The sequence below is a fragment of the Mesobacillus sp. genome, assembly GCF_047739415.1.
Lineage (GTDB): Bacteria > Bacillota > Bacilli > Bacillales > Cytobacillaceae > Mesobacillus.
In genome coordinates this window covers 41,162-66,582 of the sequence record NZ_JBIQOE010000040.1, presented here as the reverse complement: position 1 = coordinate 66,582, position 25,421 = coordinate 41,162, and the positions used below count along the sequence as shown (strand labels likewise).

General features: G+C 43.6%; 19 protein-coding genes. 15 read left to right on the top strand and 4 right to left on the bottom strand.

Going from position 1 to position 25,421, the window contains the following annotated elements; genetic code table 11:
- Nucleotides 1-122 precede the first annotated feature (122 nt).
- Nucleotides 123-1,310 (top strand): multicopper oxidase family protein, encoded by a 1,188-nt coding sequence (locus tag ACH0QE_RS03150; protein ID WP_415799252.1) that lies wholly within the window; start codon nt 123-125, stop codon nt 1,308-1,310.
- A 183-nt stretch (nt 1,311-1,493) separates the two neighbouring features.
- On the opposite strand, the gene ACH0QE_RS03145 is transcribed toward ACH0QE_RS03150, so the two are convergent.
- Complete coding sequence (locus ACH0QE_RS03145; RefSeq protein WP_415799247.1) at nt 1,494-1,949, bottom strand: TetR-like C-terminal domain-containing protein; 456 nt, start codon at nt 1,947-1,949, stop codon at nt 1,494-1,496.
- A 263-nt stretch (nt 1,950-2,212) separates the two neighbouring features.
- Here ACH0QE_RS03145 and ACH0QE_RS03140 point away from each other — a divergent pair, with 263 nt between their 5' ends.
- The 9 genes from ACH0QE_RS03140 (at nt 2,213) to ACH0QE_RS03100 (ending at nt 14,045) form a co-directional block, all read left to right on the top strand.
- Complete coding sequence (locus ACH0QE_RS03140) at nt 2,213-4,270, top strand: efflux RND transporter permease subunit (protein WP_415799246.1); 2,058 nt, start codon at nt 2,213-2,215, stop codon at nt 4,268-4,270.
- A 2-nt stretch (nt 4,271-4,272) separates the two neighbouring features.
- Nucleotides 4,273-6,051, top strand: coding sequence for a YhgE/Pip domain-containing protein (locus ACH0QE_RS03135; RefSeq protein WP_415799245.1), 1,779 nt, complete (start codon nt 4,273-4,275; stop codon nt 6,049-6,051).
- Nucleotides 6,052-6,234: 183 nt separating this feature from the next.
- Entirely contained in the window at nt 6,235-6,738 is a 504-nt protein-coding gene (locus tag ACH0QE_RS03130; RefSeq protein ID WP_415799244.1) for a ferritin, read from the top strand.
- Between the two features lie 469 nt (nt 6,739-7,207).
- Nucleotides 7,208-7,594, top strand: coding sequence for a hypothetical protein (locus tag ACH0QE_RS03125; protein ID WP_415799243.1), 387 nt, complete (start codon nt 7,208-7,210; stop codon nt 7,592-7,594).
- Nucleotides 7,595-7,738: 144 nt separating this feature from the next.
- A complete protein-coding gene (locus tag ACH0QE_RS03120) occupies nt 7,739-9,814 on the top strand; it encodes a catalase (protein ID WP_415799242.1) in 2,076 nt (691 codons plus the stop codon).
- 68 nt (nt 9,815-9,882) lie between these two features.
- Complete coding sequence (locus ACH0QE_RS03115) at nt 9,883-10,512, top strand: NAD(P)H-binding protein (RefSeq protein ID WP_415799241.1); 630 nt, start codon at nt 9,883-9,885, stop codon at nt 10,510-10,512.
- A gap of 15 nt (nt 10,513-10,527) precedes the next feature.
- Nucleotides 10,528-12,135 carry an FMN-binding glutamate synthase family protein gene (locus ACH0QE_RS03110; RefSeq protein ID WP_415799240.1) on the top strand — a complete coding sequence of 536 codons (1,608 nt, stop codon included), beginning with the start codon at nt 10,528-10,530 and terminating at the stop codon, nt 12,133-12,135.
- Between the two features lie 122 nt (nt 12,136-12,257).
- Nucleotides 12,258-12,920: an oxidoreductase gene (locus ACH0QE_RS03105; protein WP_415799239.1), complete on the top strand. Its 663-nt coding sequence runs from the start codon at nt 12,258-12,260 to the stop codon at nt 12,918-12,920.
- A gap of 213 nt (nt 12,921-13,133) precedes the next feature.
- On the top strand, nt 13,134-14,045 hold the full coding sequence (locus ACH0QE_RS03100; RefSeq protein WP_415799251.1) for an MBL fold metallo-hydrolase: 912 nt from the start codon (nt 13,134-13,136) through the stop codon (nt 14,043-14,045).
- Between the two features lie 58 nt (nt 14,046-14,103).
- On the opposite strand, the gene ACH0QE_RS03095 is transcribed toward ACH0QE_RS03100, so the two are convergent.
- On the bottom strand, nt 14,104-14,460 hold the full coding sequence (locus ACH0QE_RS03095; protein WP_102261477.1) for a winged helix-turn-helix transcriptional regulator: 357 nt from the start codon (nt 14,458-14,460) through the stop codon (nt 14,104-14,106).
- Between the two features lie 351 nt (nt 14,461-14,811).
- Between ACH0QE_RS03095 and ACH0QE_RS03090 the strand changes: the two genes are divergently transcribed.
- Complete coding sequence (locus tag ACH0QE_RS03090; RefSeq protein ID WP_415799238.1) at nt 14,812-16,008, top strand: MFS transporter; 1,197 nt, start codon at nt 14,812-14,814, stop codon at nt 16,006-16,008.
- Between the two features lie 315 nt (nt 16,009-16,323).
- Nucleotides 16,324-18,336 carry a phospholipase D-like domain-containing protein gene (locus ACH0QE_RS03085; RefSeq protein WP_415799250.1) on the top strand — a complete coding sequence of 671 codons (2,013 nt, stop codon included), beginning with the start codon at nt 16,324-16,326 and terminating at the stop codon, nt 18,334-18,336.
- Between the two features lie 141 nt (nt 18,337-18,477).
- On the opposite strand, the gene ACH0QE_RS03080 is transcribed toward ACH0QE_RS03085, so the two are convergent.
- Nucleotides 18,478-21,537 (bottom strand): efflux RND transporter permease subunit, encoded by a 3,060-nt coding sequence (locus tag ACH0QE_RS03080; RefSeq protein ID WP_415799237.1) that lies wholly within the window; start codon nt 21,535-21,537, stop codon nt 18,478-18,480.
- Nucleotides 21,538-21,870: 333 nt separating this feature from the next.
- Between ACH0QE_RS03080 and ACH0QE_RS03075 the strand changes: the two genes are divergently transcribed.
- Nucleotides 21,871-22,002 carry a hypothetical protein gene (locus ACH0QE_RS03075; RefSeq protein WP_415799236.1) on the top strand — a complete coding sequence of 44 codons (132 nt, stop codon included), beginning with the start codon at nt 21,871-21,873 and terminating at the stop codon, nt 22,000-22,002.
- Nucleotides 22,003-22,013: 11 nt separating this feature from the next.
- Nucleotides 22,014-22,637 (top strand): 2-phosphosulfolactate phosphatase, encoded by a 624-nt coding sequence (locus tag ACH0QE_RS03070; protein WP_415799235.1) that lies wholly within the window; start codon nt 22,014-22,016, stop codon nt 22,635-22,637.
- Between the two features lie 98 nt (nt 22,638-22,735).
- Here ACH0QE_RS03070 and ACH0QE_RS03065 read toward each other — a convergent pair whose 3' ends face one another.
- The gene (locus ACH0QE_RS03065; protein WP_415799234.1) at nt 22,736-24,154 is read right to left on the bottom strand and encodes a LysM peptidoglycan-binding domain-containing protein; all 1,419 of its coding nucleotides are present in this window, start codon (nt 24,152-24,154) and stop codon (nt 22,736-22,738) included.
- 308 nt (nt 24,155-24,462) lie between these two features.
- On the opposite strand from ACH0QE_RS03065, the gene ACH0QE_RS03060 reads away from it, so the two are divergent.
- Entirely contained in the window at nt 24,463-25,419 is a 957-nt protein-coding gene (locus ACH0QE_RS03060) for a sensor domain-containing diguanylate cyclase (protein WP_415799233.1), read from the top strand.
- Nucleotides 25,420-25,421: the final 2 nt, after the last annotated feature.

Genomic DNA, 25,421 nt, shown 5'->3' with positions numbered 1-25,421 from the left:
TTTAAGAGCCGTCAGCTTCCTTGACTATTATACAATAGTCAAGGAAGCTGACGGCTCTTTCTTTTTATATCCTCCGACAAGAAACTAGACCAATCTCCGATGTATCTCGACATTAATCTAGGCTGCCAACAGAACCAGTTACCATTCATTTTCATGGTATGGTATTACCTAATAAAATGGATGGAGTTGCAGGACTAACGCAAGATGCTGTTCAACCTGGGGATTCTTTTACTTATGAATTCTTAGCAGATGATCCAGGTACTTATTGGTATCATTCCCATCAAAGTAGTTCTGAACAGGTTGATAGGGGGTTGTATGGATCATTTGTTATTGAACCTAAGGACAAGATGTATGACCGTGAATACACCCTTTTACTTGATGAGTGGGCTATTGGTGACAATGGTAGAGGTGGAATGATGGGTGGAATGATGAATGGAATGTCCAGTGGCGAAATGGATACGGATATGTTCTATAACACATACACAGTGAATGGTAAAACAGGACAATATATTGCTCCAATTGAAGTGAATAATGGAGAAGTGGTACGCCTGCGATTTGTAAATGCAGGATATCGAAAGCATTTTCTAAGGTTTAATGGGGAGCCGTACCGTATTGTTGGAATAGACGGAAATCCTATCTATAACACAAAGCCTGGTACTGAACCTCTTGAAATAGGGCCTTCTGAACGTATTGATGTAGAATTAACCATTGATAATACAAATCAATGGCTGATCGAAAGTGTAGACGATAATAGTGCTGCTGAAAATATGGTAGTTAAGGTAATTCCTAAAAATAATGATGAAGATAATCAGTCAAAAACAACAGAAACTAAAGATGACGTAACAGAAAATGGGACACAATATATGGATCCTATTTTTAAAGAGATACCTACTCCCGATATTGAATATGATATGTTATTAGGCGCTAGCATGGGCATGGGAAATATGGAGTTTACAATTAATGAAGAGGTTTTTCCAGAAACCGAACCGTTTGAGGTAAAGGAAGGTGACATCGTAAAGGCAACATTAATAAATGATAGTCGGTTTGATCACCCTATGCATCTGCATGGACATTATTTTCAGATTATAGCAAAGGATGGACAAAAGTTAGACAATCCAATGGTTAAAGATTTAATCAATGTCAAACCGGGCGAATCCTACGAAATCATGTTTAAGGCAGATAATCCAGGCTTATGGGCATTTCATTGTCACGACCTTAACCATGCAGCTGGTGGTATGATGACGATATTGGAATATCAAGGTTATTACTCACCATTTGATATTCACGAAAATGGGAATGAACCTGAGTAATTATTCATGAAACAGTTCGTTCTAAATAAATCATTCCCCCCTTAAAATAGGGGGAACATTATTGCGCAAAATCAAATAAACGCGTTTCAGTATCAACATTCTATCAAAACGCAAATTGAGAGTGTCACGAGACTGGTTCTTAAATGATGAAGTAAAGCGTCGGCCCGGATTTGGGCTGGCGCTTTATCGTATATTTGATAAACCTTTATTTATGAAGTTGTTAATAATTTCGGCCATTTCCTTTGGTGTTTTATCCATCCCGTTTTCTACCCAATTTTTAATCACATAAATACTTCCGCTGACAACAAAAATATTAATATATTCAAAAGTTTCGCGGTCAAACTGGCTGTCGGTAATCCAGTTTTTGAAGATGAATTCCTGGGTGATCATCATCCCTTTTTTCTGGAAGTGGATATCGCTATTTTCGCTAAGGAGTGTTTGACATACATCGCTATTCCTGGCAATATACTCAAGAATCTTCTCTGTCATCATCAAAGCTTCTTCTTCTTTGGAAAAATTGTATTGGTTCAGTGTTGAAACCATATCTTCAATGAACTCTTCTTCAATAGCATTCAAGAGGTCATATTGACTGGAATAAATGAGAATAAAATGTGGAACGATTGATGTCTGCCTCTTCACAGATTTCCTTGATCGTAATGTTTGATATGGGCTTATTTTTCAATAATTCCATCAGACTTTCCTTTAAGACCATCCTGGTATACTTTTTACGTCTGTCCATTTCCTAAAAACCTTCCTTTATTTGTAAAACATTGAGTTAAACAACAGAAAATAGTTTTCTGTTGGGAATTAAACGTTATGTTCACAACTGTTTGTTGAATAGACAACACGGTGTTTATATAATGATAAAGTGAAATGGCAAAAGACTCAAGTGAGGTTAAAGAATGATAAGCATTGCTGAAAAAATTATAAAACATAAGAAAGCTGTTGTTATAGCGTTTATTTTATTTGCGTTAATATCCACGGTGGCGCAATTTTTTGTGTCGGTCAATTATAATATGGTGGATTATCTGCCAGAGGATGCCCAGTCAACAAGGGCAATGGAAATCATGGAGAGGGAGTTTACTGCTGAGGTACCGGATACGAGGGTCATGGTAAGGGATGTATCCTTGCAGGAAGCACTCAGCTTAAAAGAAAAATTGTCAGCCATCGATGGTGTAGGAGAGGTCATTTGGCTCGATGATGTGGTTGACCTGAAAACACCACTAGAAATGACAGATGAAGAGACGGTAGAAAACTACTATAAAGATGGGAACGCCTTGTTCTCGATCAGTGTCCGCTCAGGCGATGAGGTTGCGATAACTGATGCAATTTACGAACTGATCGGTGAAGATGGGGCGATAGCAGGAGAAGCCATCAATACCGCATCTTCACAAAAAATGGCTGGAACAGAATCCATGTATGCGGCCATTTTGCTTGTGCCGATCATTATTTTCATTCTGGTTGTCTCAACTACGTCGTGGGTGGAACCATTATTTTTCCTGACAGCAATTGGAGTTTCAGTACTGATTAACCTCGGAACGAACATTTTTATCGGCGAGGTGTCATTTGTAACCCAGTCAGTAGCTCCGATTTTGCAGCTCGCGGTTTCGCTCGATTATGCCGTGTTCCTGCTTCATAGTTTTTCTGATTACCGGAAGAAAACGAGTAATCCAGAGGAAGCGATGCAGCTTGCGATGAAAAAGTCTTTTCCGGCAATTACCGCCAGTGCAGCAACAACCTTTTTTGGATTCATCGCTTTGACATTCATGAAATTCGAAATCGGCTCAGACCTTGGAATCAACCTGGTAAAAGGAATCGTTTTGAGCTTCATCAGTGTCATGGTGTTTTTACCGGCGCTCACTTTGCTACTCTATAAATGGATGGACAAAACACAGCATAAAAGTTTTGTTCCTAGCTTTTCCGGGATCGGGAACTTTGTCGCCAAACTGAAAATCCCAAGCCTGCTGCTCGTTTTTGCTATTATTGTTCCAAGCTTTTTGGCGCAAAGCAATACAGCGTTTACGTATGGGCTTGGCGAACAACCGGAAACAACGCGAGCCGGCAGCGATTTTATAGAGATTAAGGAAGCGTTTGGAGAGACGACTCCGATTGTCCTGTTGGTTCCGAAAGGAGATCGGGCAAAGGAAACGGAGCTTGTCCAGGAGCTTGAGAACCTGGATTACGTCACAAGCGTGATTGCCTATGTGAATATGGTAGGCTCGGTCATTCCGCCTGAGTACTTGGATGAATCAATCACGAACGAGTTTTATTCGGAAAATTACAGCCGTATTATCATTAATACGAACCAGGGCACAGAAGGGGATATTCCTTTTTCGATTGTTCAAAAGGTAGACGAGGCGGCTGGGAAATATTATGGAGACCAGGCGCTTAGTTTAGGAGAGAGTGTAACACTGTATGATATCAAGAATGTCGTCAACAAAGATAATCTCGTCGTGAACGTATTAACGGTCGTGACGATTGCGATTGTCCTGCTGGCAACCTTTAAATCAATTTCGATTCCGCTGGTATTGCTGATTACCATTCAATCAGCAGTCTGGATCAATCTGTCGATTCCGTATTTTACAAGTTCATCGCTTGTGTTTGTCGGATACTTAATTATCAGTACGGTACAGTTGGCAGCAACAGTGGACTATGCGATTTTGCTGACAGAAGCTTACCAGCATAACCGCCAGGAAATGTCCGCTAAAAAGGCAATCGTGAAAACATTGGATGAAAAAACGTTCTCCATCTCGATATCTGCAGCGATATTATCAAGTGTCGGATTTATTTTATGGATGACGTCTTCCAACCCGATTGTTGGATCTATCGGTTTATTATTAGGAAGGGGCGCATTGCTAGCCTTCGTGATGGTTGTGTTTTTATTGCCAGCAATGCTGCTGGTATTCGATAAATTCATTAAAAAGACGACCTATAAAGCAAATTTTTATGAGGAGAAATGATGATGAGAACAAAGAAATTATTGCTCACTTCGCTTGCATTGATGATTCTCTTGCCTTCATTTCCCGCTGCAGCAGAAACCGGAGGGGAAATCACCTCGAAGGATGAGGTGGTGTACGCTACATTAAAAGCCAATGGAGAACTCGATGACATTTATGTCGTCAATACATTGGAGGTAGCAAAGGCAGGAAAAATTCTCGATTATGGTGATTATAGAAGCGTCAAGAACCTGACCGACCTTTCCGAAATTGATCAGAACGGCCAGGCAGTCCAAATACATGCTCCTGAAGGAAAGTTTTATTATCAGGGAAACATGGAAGACAATACTGAATTGCCATGGGATATTGACATAACCTATCTGCTTGATGGACGTGAGGTTGATGCGTCAGAGCTTGCGGGAAAAGAAGGACATGTAGAAATCAAGATTATTACTGCTGCAAATGAAAAGGCAGACAGCATTTATTTTGAGAATTACCTGCTGCAAATTTCCATGCTAATCTCAAATAGCTATCAAGATATAGAAGCTGGAAGTGGCATGGTTGCGAACGCAGGAAAGAACAAGCAAATTACCTTTACTGTCATGCCTGGACAGGAGGAAGAGTTCAGTGTCGAAGCAGACGTGGAGGATTTTGAATTCACCGGTGTCGATATTGCAGCCGTTCCGTCTACACTGCCGATTGATACCTCAGAGATGGAGAACATGACCGATGATATGTCGGCATTATCAGACGCGATCAGTGAATTGAATAATGGCGTTGCCGACCTGAAGAGTGGTGTTTCGCAACTGAACAATGGCGCAGCAAGCCTTCGTGATGGTTCGGCAAAATATAAAAACGGCATGAGCGAGCTGAATGGCTCATCCTCACAGATAGTCGTTGCGTCCAGTTCCATTGGCGATGCATTGAAACAAATCAGCACGTCGCTTTCCGGGGATTCTGCCCAAATGGATGTAACGAGCTTGAGTGAACTGCCTGCAGTCCTGACTCAATTAGCCAGCGGGATGAATCAAGCTGCCGATGGACTGACATCTTTGCGTGAAAATTACGCTTTGGCATACGGCGCACTTGATGGAGCAATCAAAGGCATTCCGGCTCATCAGATTTCAGAGGAAGAAATAAAAGCATTAAACAGCAGCGGCGCGGATGCGAATGTTATCAACAAACTCGTCGAGTCCTATGCAGCTGCCCAGAAAGTTCAAGCTACTTATTCACAGGTACAGGAAGCCTTTGCAGCCGTTGACCCAACACTGAAGCAGGTCAGCGGGTCGGTAACTGAAATGAGCGCAGGTCTGACAGCGATAGCAGATGAACTATCAGCATCCCTTAAGGACATGGATATGAGCGGCCTGGAACAGCTGCAGAAAGGCCTCTCGGAATTGTCCTCGAAATACGGGGAATTCCATTCCGGCCTTGTTGGTTATACAGGAGGAGTGAGCAAGCTGTCCTCTTCTTACGGTGAACTCCATTCTGGAATTGCCGGACTGGCAGGTGGCACAGGCGAACTAAATAAGGGAGTAGGCGAACTCCACACTGGTACAAATGAGCTGCATCAGGAAACGAAAGATCTGCCAGAGCAAATGCAGCAGGAAATCAATGAGATGATCAAGGAATACGACAAATCAGACTTTGAACCAGTGTCCTTTGTTTCCGCTAAAAACGAGAAAGTGACCTCCGTACAATTCGTCATCAAAACAGAAGCCATTCAAAAAGAAGAGCAAGAAGTGACGAAAGCAAAGCCTGAGAAAAAGAAAGGGTTTTGGGATCTTTTATTAGAGTTGTTTTGATCAGAAAAGGACAGTTCAGGAGACCTGATGATTGGCTCCGGGCTGTCTTTTTGTTTTTATTAGAAGTGATTATCGTGAAACAATGGTTTTAAGGAGTGTAAAAGGGTAAAATTCGATAAGGAAGGTAAAATAACTATGTTAGCGTAAAAAGAAAAAAGCTGCATTGATTGAGGAGGAATTAGTATGATCAGCGATAAGTTGGTTAATGGATTGGTCGAACAAATGAATTATGAGTTTTATTCTGCGCATGCGTACATGGCAATGGCTGCGTATTGTTCAGCGGAGAATTTGGATGGCTTTGCGAATTTCTTTTTGGTACAAGCTGAGGAAGAACGATTCCATGCGATGAAATTTTACAATTTCATCAACAATATGGGTGAGCGCGTGACATTCGATGGATTCCACGCTCCATCAAACGACTTCGAGTCTGTTCTGGATGTTTTTGAAAAAGGACTTGGGCACGAAAAGGAAGTAACGCGCCGCATTTACAATCTTGCGGATATTGCACTTGATGAGCGCGAACACGCAACTATGACATTCCTGAAATGGTTCATCGAAGAACAGGTAGAAGAAGAAGCCCTGTTTGACAGCTTGATCCAAAAGCTGCGTCGCATTGACAAGGACAGCAACGCATTCTTCATGCTCGAAAATGAACTCGCACAAAGATCATTCACAGCACCAGAGTGAATATAAAATATGAAATAGCAGGATTCCCCGGTTGGGAATCCTGTTTTTTATGCAGAAGAGAAAAAGAGAACTTCTAAAATGGAAAAACGAGAAAATTCGCAAACATGATTGCAAATTAAGAGATTTTTACGAAAAAAGCCAAAAAAATAGGAGTCTTCATGGCCAGTGAGGAGAATTTTCCTCCTGTTGAAAATATATTACCGGTTACAGCGATTTTATTGACGGTTGGGACGAATTTATCAACGGTTTGAGGAGTTTTATTACCGGTTGCAGAGAATTTATTACCGGTTGAGAGAGATTTAATACCAGTTGCAGCGATTATAATACCAGTTGGAGAAGATTTAATACCAATTAGAGTTATCTGACTGCAACATGTCTGCCAATTCCATCCAAATCCTCAGAAAAACTTTTTCCGCTAGCTTAATGGGGTATGAGTATGGTAAGAGAATCTTAAAACAAGGAGGATCTTATGAAGAAACTACTTATATCTTTCGCAGCGGCTGGAATTCTGGCTGGATGTAGTGTTGATGATGATAGTGAAATTGGCCAGGAGGGTCCGCCCGAAACTGAAGTGAAGACTGAGGAAAATCCAGTAACTACCGATTACCTGCAAGAGAGATTCTACGAAGGATTGGATTATGATGCCTATGCTGTTGAGGTCCAATCCTGGGTTGATAAGGGACAGGCCACTATTGCAGATACCGTGGAGCCTGAGGGGAAAAAGAATGTTTCTGCTGATATTATCCAGGTAGCAGATGGATTCCTGGCAGTTGCCAACGACGGGAAGGAAATCACCTTCATTAAACCATTTGCCTCACCTGAAGAGGCGAAGAAATACTTGAATGAAAACCTTTAAAACTAAAGCCCGCTAACTAATCGTTTAGCGGGCTTTAGTCTGTGGTATACGACCATATAGGAGCATGGCCGACTATACTAAGCAACTTTAGAGTGATTACATATTTTTGCATGCTCCCACATCCAGAATGGGAGGAATCAATCAGTGAAGAAAGACGAGAAGCATCAATCTGTGAACGAGTACTCAAAGGATCAGCAGCTTGAACAGTTCAGGTCCGGGCATGACGGTGAAGCAATGACGACTAACCAGGGGCTTCGTGTTTCTGAAGATGAACATTCCTTGAAAGCTGGAACCCGCGGTCCGACATTGATGGAGGATTTCCATTTCCGTGAAAAAATGACTCATTTTGATCATGAGCGCATTCCGGAGCGTGTAGTGCATGCGAGGGGATTTGCGGCCCATGGTTACTTCCAGGTGTACGAGTCAATGGCTGAATATACGAAGGCGGGATTCCTGCAGGATCCGGGCAAAAAGACTCCAGTGTTTGTGCGCTTTTCAACGGTAGCCGGTTCTCGGGGGTCAGGTGATACCGTTCGTGATGTCCGTGGTTTTTCAACTAAATTTTATACAGAAGAAGGCAACTACGACCTTGTTGGTAACAACATCCCCGTCTTCTTCATCCAGGATGCAATCAAGTTCCCTGATTTGATTCATGCGGTCAAGCCGGAGCCGCATAATGAAATACCGCAGGCCCAGTCGGCCCATGATACATTCTGGGATTTCATTGCTAATAACACAGAGTCGGCCCATATGATCATGTGGCACATCTCAGACCGTGCTATTCCGCGCAGTTTCCGGATGATGGAGGGATTCGGTGTCCATACATTCAGGTTCGTGAATGAACAGGGAAAGGCCCGTTTTGTAAAATTCCATTGGAAACCGGTATTAGGGGTACATTCATTAGTTTGGGATGAGGCGCAAAAGCTTGCCGGAAAAGACCCAGATTTCCATCGCCGTGACCTATTTGATGCAATTGAGATGGGGAATTATCCAGAGTATGAGCTGGGCGTACAGATGATTGACGAGGAAGATGAATTCAAATTCGATTTCGATGTATTGGATCCTACAAAAATCTGGCCGGAGGAAATGGTACCAGTCAAGATCATTGGAAAAATGACTCTGAACCAGAATGTGACTAATTACTTTGCAGAGACAGAACAGGTAGCGTTCCATCCCGGACATGTTGTGCCGGGAATCGATTTTTCAAATGACCCCCTCCTTCAAGGACGTTTGTTCTCTTATACCGATACCCAGCTGTCACGCCTGGGCGGCCCGAACTTTCACGAGATCCCAATCAACAGGCCGGTATGCCCGTTCCATAACAACCAGCGTGATGGCATGCACCGGATGACGATTGACCGCGGGCAGGTCGCTTATCACAAAAATTCGCTGCAAAGCAATAATCCTAAGCCTTCACCTGTGAAAGAAGGAGGATATGAACATCACCAGGAAAAAGTAGAGGGACGAAAAGTCCAGGCACGCAGTGACAGCTTCAAGGACCACTATTCCCAGGCGACTCTCTTCTGGAACAGTATGTCTGACGTGGAAAAGCAGCATATGATTGAGGCCTTCAGTTTTGAGCTTGGAAAAGTGAAGAGCAAGGATGTGCAGCAGCAGGTGGTCGAGATGCTCGGAAATATTGATACTTTCCTTGCTGAGCAAGTGGCCGTAAGCCTGGGAGCTAAAAAGCCGACAAGCAAACCAGCAGAAGTGACGCTTACTTCGCCGGCATTGAGCCAGATGAATACAGCGAAGCTGCCAAGTACAAGGAAGATCGCAATCCTTGCTGATCATGGTTTTAACGGAGCTGAAGTGTCCGGATTGATGGAAATGCTGAAAAAGGGCGGCATCACGGCAGAAATCGTCAGCAAGCAGCTCGGGATGATCAAGGGCAATGATGGCACGGAGCTTGAAGTGCAGCATACATTGCTGACCGGAAGTTCTGTCCTGTTTGACGCACTGTATGTTGCCGGCGGCCAGCCAAGCGTTGACAGCCTGAAGCAGAAAAAGGAAGCAGTCTACTTTGTCGACGAGGCATTCAGCCATCTGAAAGCAATTGGTTCTGGAAAAGAAGCTGCTGAATTATTGGCTGCAGCAGGCATAACGCCAGAGGGTGTGCCAGGGGTTGTTGTGTTTGAAAACAGCAAAGAAGTGGCAGGAGACAGCCAGAAGTTCATTGATGCAATTGCTGAACATCGCCACTGGGACCGGATGATGTAATTTCTAAGTGATTCAAAAAGAGAAACGGATATAATCTGTTTCTCTTTTTTACAAAGGAGGGAACTGAAATGAAAGTAATCGTGATTGGAGCCCATAGCAGCGTCGGGGAGTTTGTTGTCAGCAAGCTGATGGAAAATGGATATACATCCTGCGCAGTCGTCAGCGATGAGAATCAAATCGATCTGCTGAAAAAGAGAGGAGCTACAGAAGTAGTTCTTTATGAAGAAAGGAGCCTGCCGACTTTATTCCACGGATATGATGCCGCCATTTATCTTACTGGCATCAATCCTAAGGCTAAAACTGGCAGGACAGTAATGGTAGACCATGAATCGGTCATCGAGACGGTGAAGGAAGCAGAGAAGCAGGGAGTCAAGCGTTTTGTGATGATGAGCGCCATCATGGCCAATGAAGCGGCAGGGGATGACAGCCGGGAAATTGGCGCGAAGGAGATGCCGGATGAGTTGTTGCGGCAATCTAATTTGACCTATACCATCGTGCAGCCGGGAGCATTTACAGACAAACCTGGTAAAGGGAAAATTTCTGCGGGTGAAACACTGGATTCGAATGAGCTTGAAATTTCACACGAGGATATTGCGGAGGTGCTGGTCTTGTCGCTCGAAAACGAGGCTGCTTTTAACAAGACTTTCGAAGTGGCAGAAGGAGATACAGTCATTACAAAAGCTTTATCTTCATTATAGGAAAGGAGGATTTCTATGGGTTTGACGGACTATCTAGTGATCGGCTTGTTTATTTTCATCGCTTTGATTATCCTGGTGCCGGTCCTTCTATTTATCTATTTATATATTAAAGACGATAAACAGCAGCAGCATTCAATTTTAAGGAATTTCCCGGTGCTTGGAAAGGTTCGTTATTTTACCGAGCATATTGGTCCAGAGCTAAGACAATATTTATTCAATGGAGATAATGAAGGGAAGCCTTTTTCACGCAAGGAATACCAGGATGTCGTCAAGGCGGGCAAATATAAGGAAAGATTGATTGGTTTTGGATCACTTAAAGATTTCGAAGCAGAAGGCTTTTATATCAGGAATACACTTTTTCCTAAATTGACTGATGAAATGAAGGTCGATAACGCGGAAAAAATTAAAACAAGAGTTTACAAGATTGATGGGGAGGGCCTTTTTACAAGAAAAGAACATAACGAGGAAAAACTGGCTGACCCTTATTATTTGCAGGATGATGACGCCGTAGTGCTTGGCGGGCACACCTGCCGTTATCCATTCCGTGTCAAAGGACAGGTAGGACAGTCTGCGATGAGCTATGGGGCACTTGGGGAAAAAGCAATCCAGGCTATGTCAAAAGGGTTGGGGCTTGCAGGCGGAACATGGATGAATTCAGGAGAAGGTGGATTATCCGACCATCATCTCGCCGGAAATCCTGATATCATCATGCAAATCGGCCCTGATCTCTTTGGCGTCCGTAAGCCGAATGGAGAGTTTTCCTGGGAGGAATTTAAGAAGAAAAGTGAAATGCCCCAGGTGAAAGCTTTCGAAATCAAACTTGCCCAGGGAGCAAAGACACGCGGCGGCCATGTTGAAGGGGAGAAGGTCACTGAGGAAATCGCCAAAATCAGGCTGGTGGAAGTCGGGAAGACGATTAACAGTCCAAACCGATTCTACGAATTTAGCGATGTCCCTTCGATGTTTGAATGGATTGAAGAATTACGCTCGGTTGGCGGCAAGCCAGTCGGCATCAAAATTGTTGTCGGTGATATGGACGCGCTTGAAAATATGGTCTCATACATGAAGGAAAGCGGGAAAGGGCCTGATTTCATTACGGTAGACGGGGGAGAAGGCGGCACCGGAGCAACCTATCAGGAGCTTGCTGACACAGTTGGACTTCCCATCAACTCAGCGCTCCCTGTTGTGGATGAAATGCTTCACCAATATGGAATCAGGGATAGAGTGAAACTAATTGCTTCAGGAAAATTGATCACTCCTGATAAAATCGCGATCGCTCTGGCAATGGGAGCGGACCTTGTGAATATCGCCCGCGGGATGATGATTAGCGTCGGATGCATCATGGCTCAGGTATGCCATACGAATACATGCCCTGCAGGTGTAGCGACGACCGATAAGAAGCTTCAGGATGGTCTGGTTGTGGACGAGAAAATGTACAGGGTGGCCAACTATATCATTTCCCTGCGTGAAGGACTTTACAATCTGTCAGCCGCAGCCGGGATCGACAGCCCCACCCAATTTGAACGGAAGCATATAGTCCATAAAGATGAGCTCGGACGTGTATCGCCGGTAGAAGATTTGATCATTGCTGCAAGAAGAGCTCAATTACAGAAGGAAAGTTAGATAAAGACTAGGATCATAGCAGCCAGTCCAATTGCGGGCTGGCTGTTTTGCTTTGAAAATTTTCTTATCAGCTAAATTATGAAATAATAAAGTATCATTCAATAAATTAGGGGGTTACTTGCTTGGCGGGTAAAACAGCTTTGATTGCCGGGGCGACCGGTTTGATTGGAAAAGAACTGTTGCAGTTTCTATTAAGTGCAAGTGAATATGATAAGGTCATAGCTATTGTGAGAAGATCAATTGGGATAGACCATCCTAAGCTGGATGAAAGAATGGTGGATTTCGATCACCTGGACCAATATAGCGAGATTTTTGCTGTTGATGATGTTTTCTGCTGCCTTGGAACAACGATCAAGAAGGCAAAAACGAAGGATGCGATGTGGAAGATAGATGTAGACTACCCTGTGACAATTGCCAAATTGGCCAGTTCTAAAGGAGCCAGGAAGTTTTTGCTTGTCAGCTCGATGAATGCCGATCCTGATTCCCCAATCTTTTACTCAAAAATGAAAGGGAAGCTAGAGGAAGAAATCAAGCAGATTCCATTTGAAACAACAGCCATCTTCCGCCCATCATTGTTATTGGGGGAGCGGGATGAATTTAGGCTGGGCGAAAGGGCAGCAGCAGCCATTTTTACAAAAATGCCTTTTCTCTTTGGGGGTCCATTCAAGAAATACAAAGCAATTGAAGGCAGGACAGTAGCATCGGCCATGTATCAAGTTGCCCAGAAGGATACGGCGGGACTAAACTTATATCCTTCTGAAAAAATTCAGGAAATAGGCGGATGATCGATCAGCGCTAGAGAGGGAATGACAATGTATAATCTATTGAAAATATTAGCTGGGATTGTCGTGGCAGGTTATGCAATCCTGAATTACTATCCGGCTTTTGGCGGTAAGCATTCCGAAAAAAGAAGATCCTTATATGCTAAGTCTCCGCAATATCGAAACGGTAAGTTTGTCAATCAGGTAAATACTTCATGGGATACAAGCCTTGGCTCGATGGTTTCCATGATGAAAGATTTTTTAAAAGGCAATTCAGAGAGAAGGCCGGGAGTCCCACTTCCGATGGCAACTTTCGCACAGCCATTGCAAAAAGGTTCAGCAACGAAGGTCACCTGGTTTGGACACTCAGCCTTCCTTGTGGAGGTAGATGGCAAAACCATTTTATTTGATCCGATGTTCGGAAAAGCGCCCACCCCTTTCCCGTTGAGAAACCAGCGATACAGCAGGGAGGTGCCTTTTAAGATAGAAGAACTTCCTGTAATAGATGCGGTCGTGCTTTCGCATGACCATTATGATCATCTGGATTATGGTTCCATCATTAAGCTTAAGGGCAAAGTGAAGAACTATATTGTTCCGCTGGGAGTAGGAGCACACCTGCAGCGGTGGGGGATATCACCTGAAACGATCCAGGAGCATGACTGGTGGGATGATTTCTCATTCGGGGGTCTACAGCTCGCCTGTACCCCTGCCCGCCATTTTTCTGGCCGAAGTCTTACCGACCGAAATGCAACCCTTTGGTGCTCCTGGGTAATCATTGGCCAGGAGACAAAAGTTTTTTTCAGTGGCGACGGGGGATATGGTCCGCATTTTAAAGAAATCGGTGAAAAATATGGCCCATTCGATTTAACATTGATGGAATGCGGCCAATATGACGCTCGCTGGGCTGCAATCCATATGCTTCCGGAGGAAACGGTCCAGGCCCATATCGATGTGAAAGGAAAGGTGCTGATTCCGGTTCATTGGGGTGCTTTTACCTTATCACTGCATGATTGGTATGACCCTGTTGAACGGGCGGTTAAAGCAGCAAAAGAATCCGGAGTTGAGATTGCAACTCCTCGGATCGGCGAGTCAGTTACAGTTGGAGCAAATTATCCTTCATCAGTCTGGTGGCGTTTAGCTGAAAGCTGATTGTGGGGAGGATTTTAAAATTTAATGAAAGCCACGTGAGCATTCACATGGCTTTCCATTACTCAATCGACTGAGGCTGAATCAATACATCCTCTTTATTCGGATGATTCTTTTCAATATGCTGCTCGCCCCAAGAACATAGGGAGTCTAATATTCCTTTTAATGACCAGCCATAATCCGTCAGTGAGTATTCGACCTTTGGAGGGACCTGGTTGTATACTTCGCGCAAAATAACATTATCCTCTTCAAGCTCACGCAATTGCTGCGTGAGCATTTTTTGTGTAATTCCAGGCATCAGTTTCTTCAGCTCGCTCGTGCGTTTCTTTCCTTCAATCAAATGGCATAGGATGACGACCTTCCATTTGCCGCCGATGACCTCCAGTGCGGCTTCGACTGGGATATTGTATTTTTTCATGGCTTCTTAGGGCCTCCTTTATTTTGAACTGTGTCAGTAGTAGCAAAATGGTTACTTGTAAGTACCTATAGTACTTGAAAGTGCGTACTTCCCAATGTTGCAGGAAGAAGTCATAATAGCATTCTGTTGGGGCATTTTTCAGTTGGTTAGGCCCATTATACAACTACGATACACAAAGTGATATAGGGCACTTTAAAGTACCTATATCACCTGCAGGTGCCTACGGAACTTGAAAGTGCGTACTTCCCAACATTCCTGGTATGCATCATAATTGCTTTCATGCTGGCACGGTGAAAGGCGCCTTCACTGGCCAACTTGGAAGTAAATCTAATCTTAGGAGGATTTCTTATTATGAGTTCACATATACAACAAACCAAAAGTAAGGGTGGAACATTATCGCTTTTAGCATTGGCGATCAGTGCATTTGGCATCGGTACAACCGAATTCGTCCCGGTAGGATTATTATCAACGATTGCAGACGATTTAAATATATCAATTACATTAGCAGGATTATTGATTTCCGGCTATGCGATGGGAGTTGCGTTCGGAGCACCGATATTAACAGCTTTAACCAATAAGATGAGCCGTAAAACACTGCTGATGGCTTTGATGGTTATCTTTATTGTTGGGAATTCTATTGCGGCTGTTTCTACTAGCTTTGGATTATTATTAGTCGCCCGCATCATCACTGCATTTTCACATGGTGTATTCTTCTCGATAGGGTCAACGATTGCCGCCGATTTAGTACCGGAGCATAAAAGGGCAAGTGCGATTGCGTTCATGTTCACAGGGTTGACTGTTGCGACTGTAACAGGGGTACCCCTTGGAACATTCATTGGCCAGATGTTTGGCTGGAGAGCTACATTCTGGGGAGTAGCACTGCTAGGTGTAGTTGGAATTATCGCGAGTGCAATCCTGATTCCGAAAAATATTAAAGATGCACCACCATCAAAGTTCAGCGACCAATTAAAAGTTTTAAAAAACGGTCCGCTGTTATTGGCATTCGCCATTACCGCACTTGGTTATGGAGGAACATTCGTAGCATTCACTTACCTTACTCCAATTCTTCAGGACATTACTGGCTTTTCACCTAGTGCAGTGAGCATTATTTTATTAGTCTACGGAATTGCAGTAGCAATCGGAAATACGATTGGCGGCAAGGCTGCCGATAAAAATCCACTAAAGGCATTGTCGTGGATGTTCATTATTCAAGCGATCATCCTAGTTGTTCTAACTTTCACAGCACCGTTCAAGATTGTTGGAGTAATCACGATCTTCTTGTTGGGGATATTTGCATTTATGAATGTACCTGGATTGCAGGTTCTTGTTGTAAAATTGGCAGAACGTTATGTTCCGGCTGCTGTTAATGTCGCATCGGCATTAAATATAGCTGCCTTTAACGTTGGAATCGCCATCGGTGCATTAGTTGGCGGAATAATCGTCGATACGATTGGGTTGATCCATACTCCATGGATAGGCGGAATCATGGTTTTAGGCGCAGTATTCTTGACCATGTGGAGCATGGCTATTGAAAAAGAAAAGCAATGAGATTAAGGACTGTCCTTTGAGGGGCAGTCTATTTTTTTCGAGTTCCGGCTTTACTTCCGACCGATACAAGGAGAAATATAAATGAAGATTAATTTCGTAAGGTCCCATCTTGAGTGGGAACTTTTTATTAATTGATTGGAAGCTGTCTTCCAGGTTGCTAGGTATATAGATTCCCTTGTGATATGCCAAACAAATATAAACTACTCAAATTGATTCATTTTTCGTAAAATTTACAAATTCAACATATTTCGACAACTTTTTTACATTATGATTATCTTGGATTTATATTTGAGGAGGTAGTCAAAGTTGAAGAAAATGAATTCTGTTTTACCAGCAATTATCTTATTGTTTTCAACTCTTTACCCGTCATTCATGACCAGTGCACCAACCGTGAATGCTGCGGAGACACCGAATGTGGTCATTAGTGAAGTTGCCTGGATGGGCACGAACAAAAGCTACAGCGATGAATGGATTGAGCTTTATAACAATTCAGCTTCTGATGTAGTGCTAGATGGCTGGCAGCTGAATTCAGCTGACGGTGCACCGGCTATTACGCTAAGCGGCACTCTTCCGGCAAATGGCTATTTTTTACTCGAAAAGACAGATGACCAATCCGTTACAGAAATTCAAGCTGACCATGTTTACAGCGGTTCACTGGGAAATACTGTTGAACACCTTAAATTGATTGATGCATCCGGAGCTGTAATCGACGAGGTTGACAGCTGGTATGCGGGCGATAATACGGCAAAAGCAACTATGGAACGAATCGACCCTGAGGTTTCTGGTTTAGATTCCACGAACTGGGCAACTGCCAATGCGAGCTATGCTGATGGGCTGGGAACACCGAAGGCATTCAATTCAACTGGCAGTGATGGCAGCGGTTCAGGTGGCGATGCTGGCGGCGGCGGTTCGACTCCTCCGGAAGCTCCAAGTGTATGTGACGACAGGACTCAGCGTCTGAATAATGTTTCCGAAGCTGAAGGGGCAATGAATGTTTACTTCAACAAATGCGCATTCCCCCAATATGCTTCAGCAGGGAACGAAGCGAACTATAATGTAAACTTTGAAGATATTTTAATTAAGAGGCTCAACTCAGCAACAAAGAGTATCGATTTCGCTACATATGAAATTAACCTTCCGCGGGTAGTTGATACGCTGATCCAGAAAGCAGCACAGGGTATCGATGTGCGTGTGATTGCAGACTCAAAGGACGCAGCAGATCCTCACTATGCAGAACGATTTGAAACGATGCGACTTTACCTGGAAAAAATGGTGCGTGGCCAGGATGCGAAAATCGGAACCGCAGATGATATCGTGGTTTTCTCAGACTCGCCGATGTTTGCAGTAGAAGACAGTGCGAAAAGAACGGCTAAAGGATTGCCGGCCAGTGTAAGTGATATTGCTTCAGTAACCGTCACTGTTGGGAATAGTACGACGACAGGCAGACTGTTTGTTGATGCCGAGGCGAAAGCAGCGGAAAGCTATTACGGTCCTGGAAACCAGATGCACAATAAATTCGCGATAGTGGATGCCCGCTGGGTATTCACAGGAACATGGAATTTTACCGTAACTGGCCTTTATGGTTCAGATGAAAACATGCAACAGGGCATCCTTGACGGCAATCAAAATCAGATTGTTGAAATCAACTGGCCTCAATTAGCAGGTATATATGAAACAGAATTCAATGAGATGTGGGGCAGCAATACATTGAATCCAGACCCTGTATCCTCGAACTTCAGCACGCGTAAAACAGACAATACAACACATGTAATTGATATCAATGGGAAAAAGGTCGAGATCTATTTTTCAGCGGGGGATAATGCTGTTGGAAAAATGGCCGATTTGATTCGCAATGAAGCCCAGTTCAATACATACTTCTCAATCTTCGCATGGAGCGATCAGGCACTCACCGATGAGTTGAAGAATAAGTGGGAAGGGTCCTACAATGACATGGAAGGAACCTTGACGGGATTTGATGTGAAAGGATTGTTCGACTCTGATTTCTGGAACCAGTGGTGGTCTGCAAGTGTCGATATGACTGGACGGACTGCTTCCCAAACAAGCGTCAATAATCCAAACACACGATGGAACAACCCGGCACCTGTCTATGCAGATGCAGAGACACGCAAGCTCCACAGTAAAACAATGCTGATTGATGCCGACACAGACAGCGATCCAACAGTCATCGTCGGATCAACAAACTGGAGCAACAACGGAAATAATGTAAATGACGAAAATATGCTGATTATCCATGACACAGCCATCACCAACCAGTTCGTGCAGGAATTTAATGCCCGCTACGTCCAGGCTGGAGGAACTTTGCAATAACATCAACAGTGCCTAACGACTCGGGTTAGGCACTGTTGTTTTAATATTGATTGGCTAGCAATTAGAGCGTCTTAAAATGCGCAAAAAGCTCTAGAAAAAACGAGGCAAAACGATATAATAGTCGTTTTGCCTCGTTTATGTTTAGCTCAATATCTCTGGAACAGGTGTGATGGATTCCTTGCTTTTCTTAGCTTTCCTACTGAACCAACTCCGCTTTACAGCGCTTCTTGTGAAGATGCGGTATACAGCCGGGATCAGCAGCAAGGTGATCAGTGTTGCAAAGCTCAGGCCGGCAATGATGGCTGTTGCCATAGGTGCCTGGTAATTGCCCGATCCTCCGGTAGCTAATGCCAGTGGCAGCATGCCGCCGACTGTTGTCAGTGTTGTCATCAAAATTGGGCGGATGCGGTTTTTGCCTGCTTCAACAAGTGCTTCCTGAACAGTGTAGCCTTCGTTTCGCAGCTGATTCGTGCGGTCGATCAATAAAATAGCGTTATTCAAAACAATCCCGATGAGCATGATAATGCCCATTCCGGACATAATGCTTAATTCCTGCTGTGTCAGGAATAACCCAAGAATGACGCCGACGGTGGTCATCGGAATGACGGACATGACGATCAGCGGGTGCCCCAGATGGTTGAACTGGACGGCCATGACCAGGTAGACAAGGAAGATGGAAATCGCCAGGATTAGAATCATATCCTGAACCATTTCCTGCTGCTGCTCAAGATCTCCTGCAGGTGCAATGCTGTAGCCTTCTGGTACGTCATAGCTGTCCATCAGTTTCTGGACTTCACGGTTGATGGTGCCAAGGTCTTTTCCTTCAATATCTGCCGAGATGGAAATATATCGTTCTCCATCCTTGTGCGAGATTTCGTTCGGGTTCTCAACGCTCTTCAAGGAGATGAACTCAGATAGCCTTTTCTCCCCTGAAGGAGTTGGAATTTTCAGGTCCAGCAAAGCGGATTTGGTGTTCATCTCTTCATCCCACTTTACTTTTAACGGAACTTTTTCTTCATTGATTTTCAATTCACCCACAGGCATCTGTAAAAAGGCCTGCTCGATGAATTGCTTGATCTGCGGCTGGGACAATCCCGCTTTTTCAATTTCAGACTCATTCAGCTGGACGACTTGTTCAACCGAAGTCCTTTCAATCGAGTTTTCGACCGCGACAATTCCTTCGATAGACTTAAGCTCTTCTATAAACCCGTCAGCAGTTGATTGGAGTTCGTCAAAGCTTTCACCTGAAATGTTGACTTGAACAGGGGAGCCACCTCCTCCAGACATAGCTGCTGCGGCGCTCTTCAAAGGAACCTTCTCCTCAAGACCTCTTAATGACTTAAGAATCTCTTCATTCACGTCTTTTTGTTCTCTTGTGATTTCGTCGCCTTTCGTCATGTTGATGATGGTGTACAGCATGTTGCCATTATCCATTACATAGTTTGATTCAACATCTTTAATCTCGTCTAGTGCTTTGTTCATTTCAGTTACGATTTCCTGCTTCTCTTCCAGGCTCAGTCCTGGTTCAACTGTCACCATGAGCTCGGCATAACGGTTCATCATGTCAGGCATGATGGTCATTGGAATCTTTGTTACCAGCATAAGGGATCCGATGAGCATCAGGAAGAACAGGCCAATGACAGCAAAGCTGTGGCGCTTTTTCTTGATGGTCCATGAAATCATTTTGCTGTATCCGCGTACAAGGCGGCCTTCTTTCTTGGCCTTTTCTTTCTTTTTCAGCTTCAGGAACTTCTCGGATAAAGAAGGAATCAGAGTGAAAGAAACAATCACAGAGCTAATGAGAGTGATGGCGACGACAACAGAAAGGATAATCATGAATGATCCCATCTCTCCGCCAAGCAAACCAATCGGCACAAAAACGACTATTGTCGTGAGCATCGAAGCCAGAACGGCTGTGGCTACTTCCTGGGTTCCTTTAATGACTGCCTCCAGACTCTTTAAACCTAGTTCTTTTTTACGGTAGATGGATTCAAGAATAACGATGGATGAATCGACCATCATCCCGATTCCAAGTCCAAGACCGATCAGGGTGAGCATATTGAAGCTGTAACCAAAAACCCACATTGAAGCGAAAGTGAGCAGTACCGATGTTGGAATAGATAATCCGACGATCAATGTAGCACGTATATTTCTCAAAAACAGCATTAGGATCGCAACGGCAATAGCAGCACCAATCAGGATGTTACTGGTTACGCCATCTATGGATTCCTTTACATAATCTGCCTGGGCGACCATTTCATTTAATTCAACGCCGCTGACCAAGCCTTCTTCTCTGATTTGTTTGATTTCTTCACGCACCGCTTCTGCCATCTCGATTTGAGTGGCATCGGCTACTCTGCCGACCTGGACAAAAATGAAATCCTTCGAGCCATTTTTCCAGACGAATGAGGAGCTTTCCAATGGCTGTAGTTTTACTTCGGCAATCTGAGATAATTTGATAAAACCGTTCTTTGACGGGATTTGCAGGCTTTCAACATTCTCAACCGATTCTAGCTGTGTATTCCATCTAAGGGAAGGGGAGTTTGTCTCGTTGTTCAACTGGCCCAATGTTGCTTCATTGTTTGCCTGCTGGATTGTGCCAATCACCTGTGCTGCATCCAGCCCATTTTTTAATAGTTCGTCACGTCTCAGTTCAATAGTCACTTCTTTTTCCAGGCTGCCTGAAAGCAAGACATCATGTACTTCAGGAAGAGCCTCCAGCCTCGGTTCAAGAATATTCTTTGCGAAGGCTGTCATTTTCTCCATGTCAGATCCAGAAACATCCATGAAAAAGTCGTACGCCTGGCTAGTGCCGAATTGTCCGGTCATCACGTCTTTGACACCGCTCATGTCGGAGGTCGTGGAATTCACCACTGACTCGACTTCTTTGAATACTTCCTTTCCGCGGCCCCGTTCAATCGTAAGCTGCATGGAACTTTTTCCGATGTTGCTGCTCGAAAGGACTTCCTCTACACCTTCAATGCCAAGGATTTTTTTTTCAAGCGGGGAAGTTATGGATCTTTCGACTTCAATCGCTGGCATCTCCCCAGCATAGATTTCTACATAAGCACCATCCATTTTTATCGATGGAAAGAGCTCCTTATCCAACTTTAAAACTGAAAAGCTGCCAATCAATAAAACTAACACAACCATTAAACTGACTAAGATTTTTTTCTGAACAATAAATTTCAACAAATTCATAAAATCCTCCCCAATACTATCGCGAAATAGGAATGTAAAAAATTTCTATTTTATTCACCCAAAAACAGATTATACACACTTTTATAGAAAAAAATAACTATAATTTTGTTAATTAATAATTATTTTCGCATAAAAATACCTATATTGGTTTTTGTGGTTGAGCTTAAAAATAAGAATCTTTTAATTTCCCTTAAGATATTTCCATTTTATCCCTTGAAATAGAAATCCATAATGAGCCAGAGACAGATTTTTGCGTAGGGCTGAAGACTGAGAAGGAATAGGCAGATAAACGGAGAATAATTAATTTCCACAGAAAAATGCGAGGTGAGTCAAATGTTCAGTCAGTCTCTTTATGAATGTAAGGTGGAGTGGGGAAGGCGTGGGGCGAGGGAGGCAGCAGAGCGGGGAGACATAGTCATCATTGTCGATGTACTAAGCTTTTCGTCCACAATCGTCGCTGCTTAAGCGCGGGGGCAATGATCTTTCCATATCCTCCTGAGCTCGATGGAAATAAATACGCGGCCAGCATTGGAGCAGAATATATTCTTGGAAGGGCAGAAGCAGCTAAAACGGGAAAACCCACCTTGTCGCCGGTGACATTTAATGAGGAGCATCGCAATAAACGTTACGTATTGTCTTCGCTTAATGGTGCATATTGTTCGTGGATTGCTTCCAAGGTGCCACTACTATTGATAGGATCATTGCTTAATGCTTCAGCTGTTGCAGTGATGGCGGATAAGCTGCAGCAGGATACAGGGGCAGACATCACAGTCGTGCCATGCGGGGAAATATGGAATGATGCTCGTGAAAATGAAGATCGACTCAGGCCGTCGATTGAGGATTATTTAGGTGCTGGTGCAATACTTGCAGAGCTGAGCGGTGGGAAATCTCCGGAAGCAGAAGTATGCTCAGGAGCTTTTACTAGTTCAGTAATTCGTTTAAAAGAATTGGTTTGGGATTCCGGCAGCGGACGTGAATTGCGAGAACGAGGCTATGAGGAAGATGTGAGGTATTGCAGTCAGCTAAATGTTTCCGGCATTGTGCCAATCATGAAGGATGGAAGATTTATAGAAGGAACTGAAAATGCCTGGCAGGGGTGAGTTATGCACTTTCTTAGTAAATCAAGATGAGAGATGACAAATAGCCTTCTAGAAGATGGTTCACTAGAAGGCTATTTTTATAAACTATTTTAAAGGTCTTACTGCAACTTCTTGATATTAAAGTTATCGTCCAGCAGGGCCCAGTTTTGTGGGAACGGGTAGCCAAGCACCCAGTAGCTGACTCCACGCAGATTATATTGCTTGATCAGGTCAAACTTGGCCTGGGCACTGCGGGCGTCTTCGAACCATACTTCGTGTTCACGGCCCTGTTCATCAGTGTAACGGAAGTATGGCGATGCTGCTACAGTATCATATTGGATCGCAGCGCCATATTTGATGGCTCGGCTGACTGCTTCCTGCGGGCTGTATGTTTCTGCTTCCTGCCCCTGGACATGGGGGATGATCCAGTCTCTTGCATATAGCTGGAAGCCCATCAGGATTTTATTCCTTGGAATAGCGGTAATCGCGTAATCAAGCACTCTGCGGATTTCGTTCAAAGGTGAAACAGCCTGAGGCGATCCGAAACGGTAGCCCCATTCGTAGGTCATCAAAACAACAAAATCTGCTATCCTGCCGTGTGCAGGATAATCATGCGCTTCATATAATAATCCTTTTTGATCGGCCCTGACTTTTGGCGCAAGAGAGGTTGAAACAAAATAGCCTTCTTTATGAAGGGCATCAACAGCTTCCTGCAGAAATGTATTATAAAGCTCACGGTCAGCAGGCAGGACATTCTCGAAATCAATGTTCAAGCCACGGTAACCTTTTTCACGCATGACAGTAAGGATATTGTTTAGCAGTGTGTTACGATTTGTTTCACTAGCAAGAACTTCATGGGCGATATTCTCCCCAGCTTCAGTCGCTGTAAAGTTGGTGATCGACATCATTGGCAGTGCACCTTTTGCCAGTCCTGTCTGGATGGCTTCGGTATCATCCTTCATGTAAAGGACAAGTGACCCGTCAGGCTGGATGACGTATGCGAACGGAGCGATATAGGTCATCAGGTCGGCTACTTCGCCTACCAGCTCAATTGCTTTTTCATCGGAATGGTAGGTGAATGCATTTGATTCAATTGTTGGTTTCCGTTTTGGAATGATTAGAATAGTCCCTGGATACAGCAGATTCGGATTTTGGATTTGATTGGCCTTGATGATCGCCTGTATGGTTACCCCATAACGCTGGGATATGTGCCAGAGAGTTTCACCACGCTGGATCGTATGGCGGGTAGCTGGTATGCGGAGTACGGTCCCAGGGTAGATAAGGGCAGGGTTGGTGATAGCATTAGCCCGGATAATGGCATCTACGGTAGTCCCGTAACGCTGGGCAATTGACCATAATGCTTCTCCGGATCGAACTGAATGGAATGTATCATGAGATGGAATAAGCAAGGCCTGGCCAACGACTAGTTGATTTGGATTTTCAAGACCGTTAATATCAGTAATCTGTGGAATTGTCACTTGATATCTGTTTGCGATTTGCCACAGTGATTCACCTCTTTGGACAACATGAATGATCATTATGAACCTCCCCGGGAAAAAGTCCTGCAATGATAAGATATATATGTTAATGCAAGGTCTTTTATTAAGGGTGTTTTTGCATTGAAAGTTACTTTTCAAATTAATGCCTTTCGGGTGTCAGGGCATTTGGCAGTTGTCTTATATAGGGAGTTGTTAAGGTAAGCGCCTTTATTAAAGTTGGAACAATTTCTGCTATGAGATTTAATAGAAGAACAAAAGTTTCTATAGATATATTTCTATTATTTCTTTTGTGATAAAATCCATTATATGGGAAGATTTGCATCTTTTGTATACAGGGGTTGGATGTTATGGAGTTAATAAGCGGGTTTGCTGTTGGGGTTGGATTAACAATCTTGATTTATCGGTCAAGGCTAAAAAGGTTTCATGGTCATGAAACGAAGGAACAGGAACAGAGGATTGTCAGGCTAGTCGAAGACTCAAAGGACATCATTTACTATTATCAAGTAAAGCCGGAATTTAAATTTAAATATATAAGTCCTTCTCTGGACAATTATTTGGGTCCAGGGGTCGTAGAAGCGGCCATGGAAAATCCATTCGACTGTTTTGAACGTTCTCATCCGGATGATGTTGATCATTTACATAATAAAGTAACAGGAAATCTGGATTATTCAAAGCCTATCCTTCAGAGATGGCTGGGCACAGATGGCCGCTACCTCTGGTTTGAAGAACATGCAAGCCCGGTATATGAGGATGGACAACTAGTTGCTGTCCAGGGAATCATTCGAAATATTGATGAAAAAATCCAACTGCAGAAAGACTTGGAATATCGGATTTACCATGATGCCTTAACAGGAATCTATAACCGTCAATATTTCGAACAAAAGGCAGCATTCTTTAATTCAAAAAAAAATAGTCCTATTGCAATCATTTTGTGTGATCTAGATAATTTAAAAATGATGAATGATTCATATGGACATAAGCAAGGGGACAGGCTGTTAATTGAAACAGCGAAGCTGCTAAAATCCTTCTCTTCGGATCATATCTCTGTCTCAAGAATCGGAGGCGATGAATTCGCCATTCTCCTGGCTGATAAGAATGAGGAATCCGTGTCCGACCTTATCAATTTTATCGAGTCATCTATTGCCCTTTTTAACATGGACAAACAAGATTATAAAATTGAAATATCAATTGGATACGCATATTCCAATCGCTCGTTTGGGAAAATGGAGGAATTGTTATCCATAGCAGATGCGAATATGTATAGAGCTAAAAGGCGTAAAAAGGAATATACATACGGCTTATAAAT

What these genes read in the sequence shown, in the direction of transcription:
- ACH0QE_RS03140 (WP_415799246.1), top strand. Translation starts at nt 2,213, where the DNA reads ATGATAAGCATTGCTGAAAAAATTATAAAACATAAGAAAGCTGTTGTT.
- ACH0QE_RS03135 (WP_415799245.1), top strand. Translation starts at nt 4,273, where the DNA reads ATGAGAACAAAGAAATTATTGCTCACTTCGCTTGCATTGATGATTCTC.
- ACH0QE_RS03130 (WP_415799244.1), top strand. Translation starts at nt 6,235, where the DNA reads ATGATCAGCGATAAGTTGGTTAATGGATTGGTCGAACAAATGAATTAT.
- ACH0QE_RS03125 (WP_415799243.1), top strand. Translation starts at nt 7,208, where the DNA reads ATGAAGAAACTACTTATATCTTTCGCAGCGGCTGGAATTCTGGCTGGA.
- ACH0QE_RS03115 (WP_415799241.1), top strand. Translation starts at nt 9,883, where the DNA reads ATGAAAGTAATCGTGATTGGAGCCCATAGCAGCGTCGGGGAGTTTGTT.
- ACH0QE_RS03110 (WP_415799240.1), top strand. Translation starts at nt 10,528, where the DNA reads ATGGGTTTGACGGACTATCTAGTGATCGGCTTGTTTATTTTCATCGCT.
- ACH0QE_RS03100 (WP_415799251.1), top strand. Translation starts at nt 13,134, where the DNA reads ATGGTTTCCATGATGAAAGATTTTTTAAAAGGCAATTCAGAGAGAAGG.
- ACH0QE_RS03095 (WP_102261477.1), bottom strand. Translation starts at nt 14,460, where the DNA reads ATGAAAAAATACAATATCCCAGTCGAAGCCGCACTGGAGGTCATCGGC.
- ACH0QE_RS03090 (WP_415799238.1), top strand. Translation starts at nt 14,812, where the DNA reads ATGAGTTCACATATACAACAAACCAAAAGTAAGGGTGGAACATTATCG.
- ACH0QE_RS03085 (WP_415799250.1), top strand. Translation starts at nt 16,324, where the DNA reads ATGAATTCTGTTTTACCAGCAATTATCTTATTGTTTTCAACTCTTTAC.
- ACH0QE_RS03080 (WP_415799237.1), bottom strand. Translation starts at nt 21,537, where the DNA reads ATGAATTTGTTGAAATTTATTGTTCAGAAAAAAATCTTAGTCAGTTTA.
- ACH0QE_RS03075 (WP_415799236.1), top strand. Translation starts at nt 21,871, where the DNA reads ATGTTCAGTCAGTCTCTTTATGAATGTAAGGTGGAGTGGGGAAGGCGT.
- ACH0QE_RS03070 (WP_415799235.1), top strand. Translation starts at nt 22,014, where the DNA reads ATGATCTTTCCATATCCTCCTGAGCTCGATGGAAATAAATACGCGGCC.
- ACH0QE_RS03065 (WP_415799234.1), bottom strand. Translation starts at nt 24,154, where the DNA reads ATGATCATTCATGTTGTCCAAAGAGGTGAATCACTGTGGCAAATCGCA.
- ACH0QE_RS03060 (WP_415799233.1), top strand. Translation starts at nt 24,463, where the DNA reads ATGGAGTTAATAAGCGGGTTTGCTGTTGGGGTTGGATTAACAATCTTG.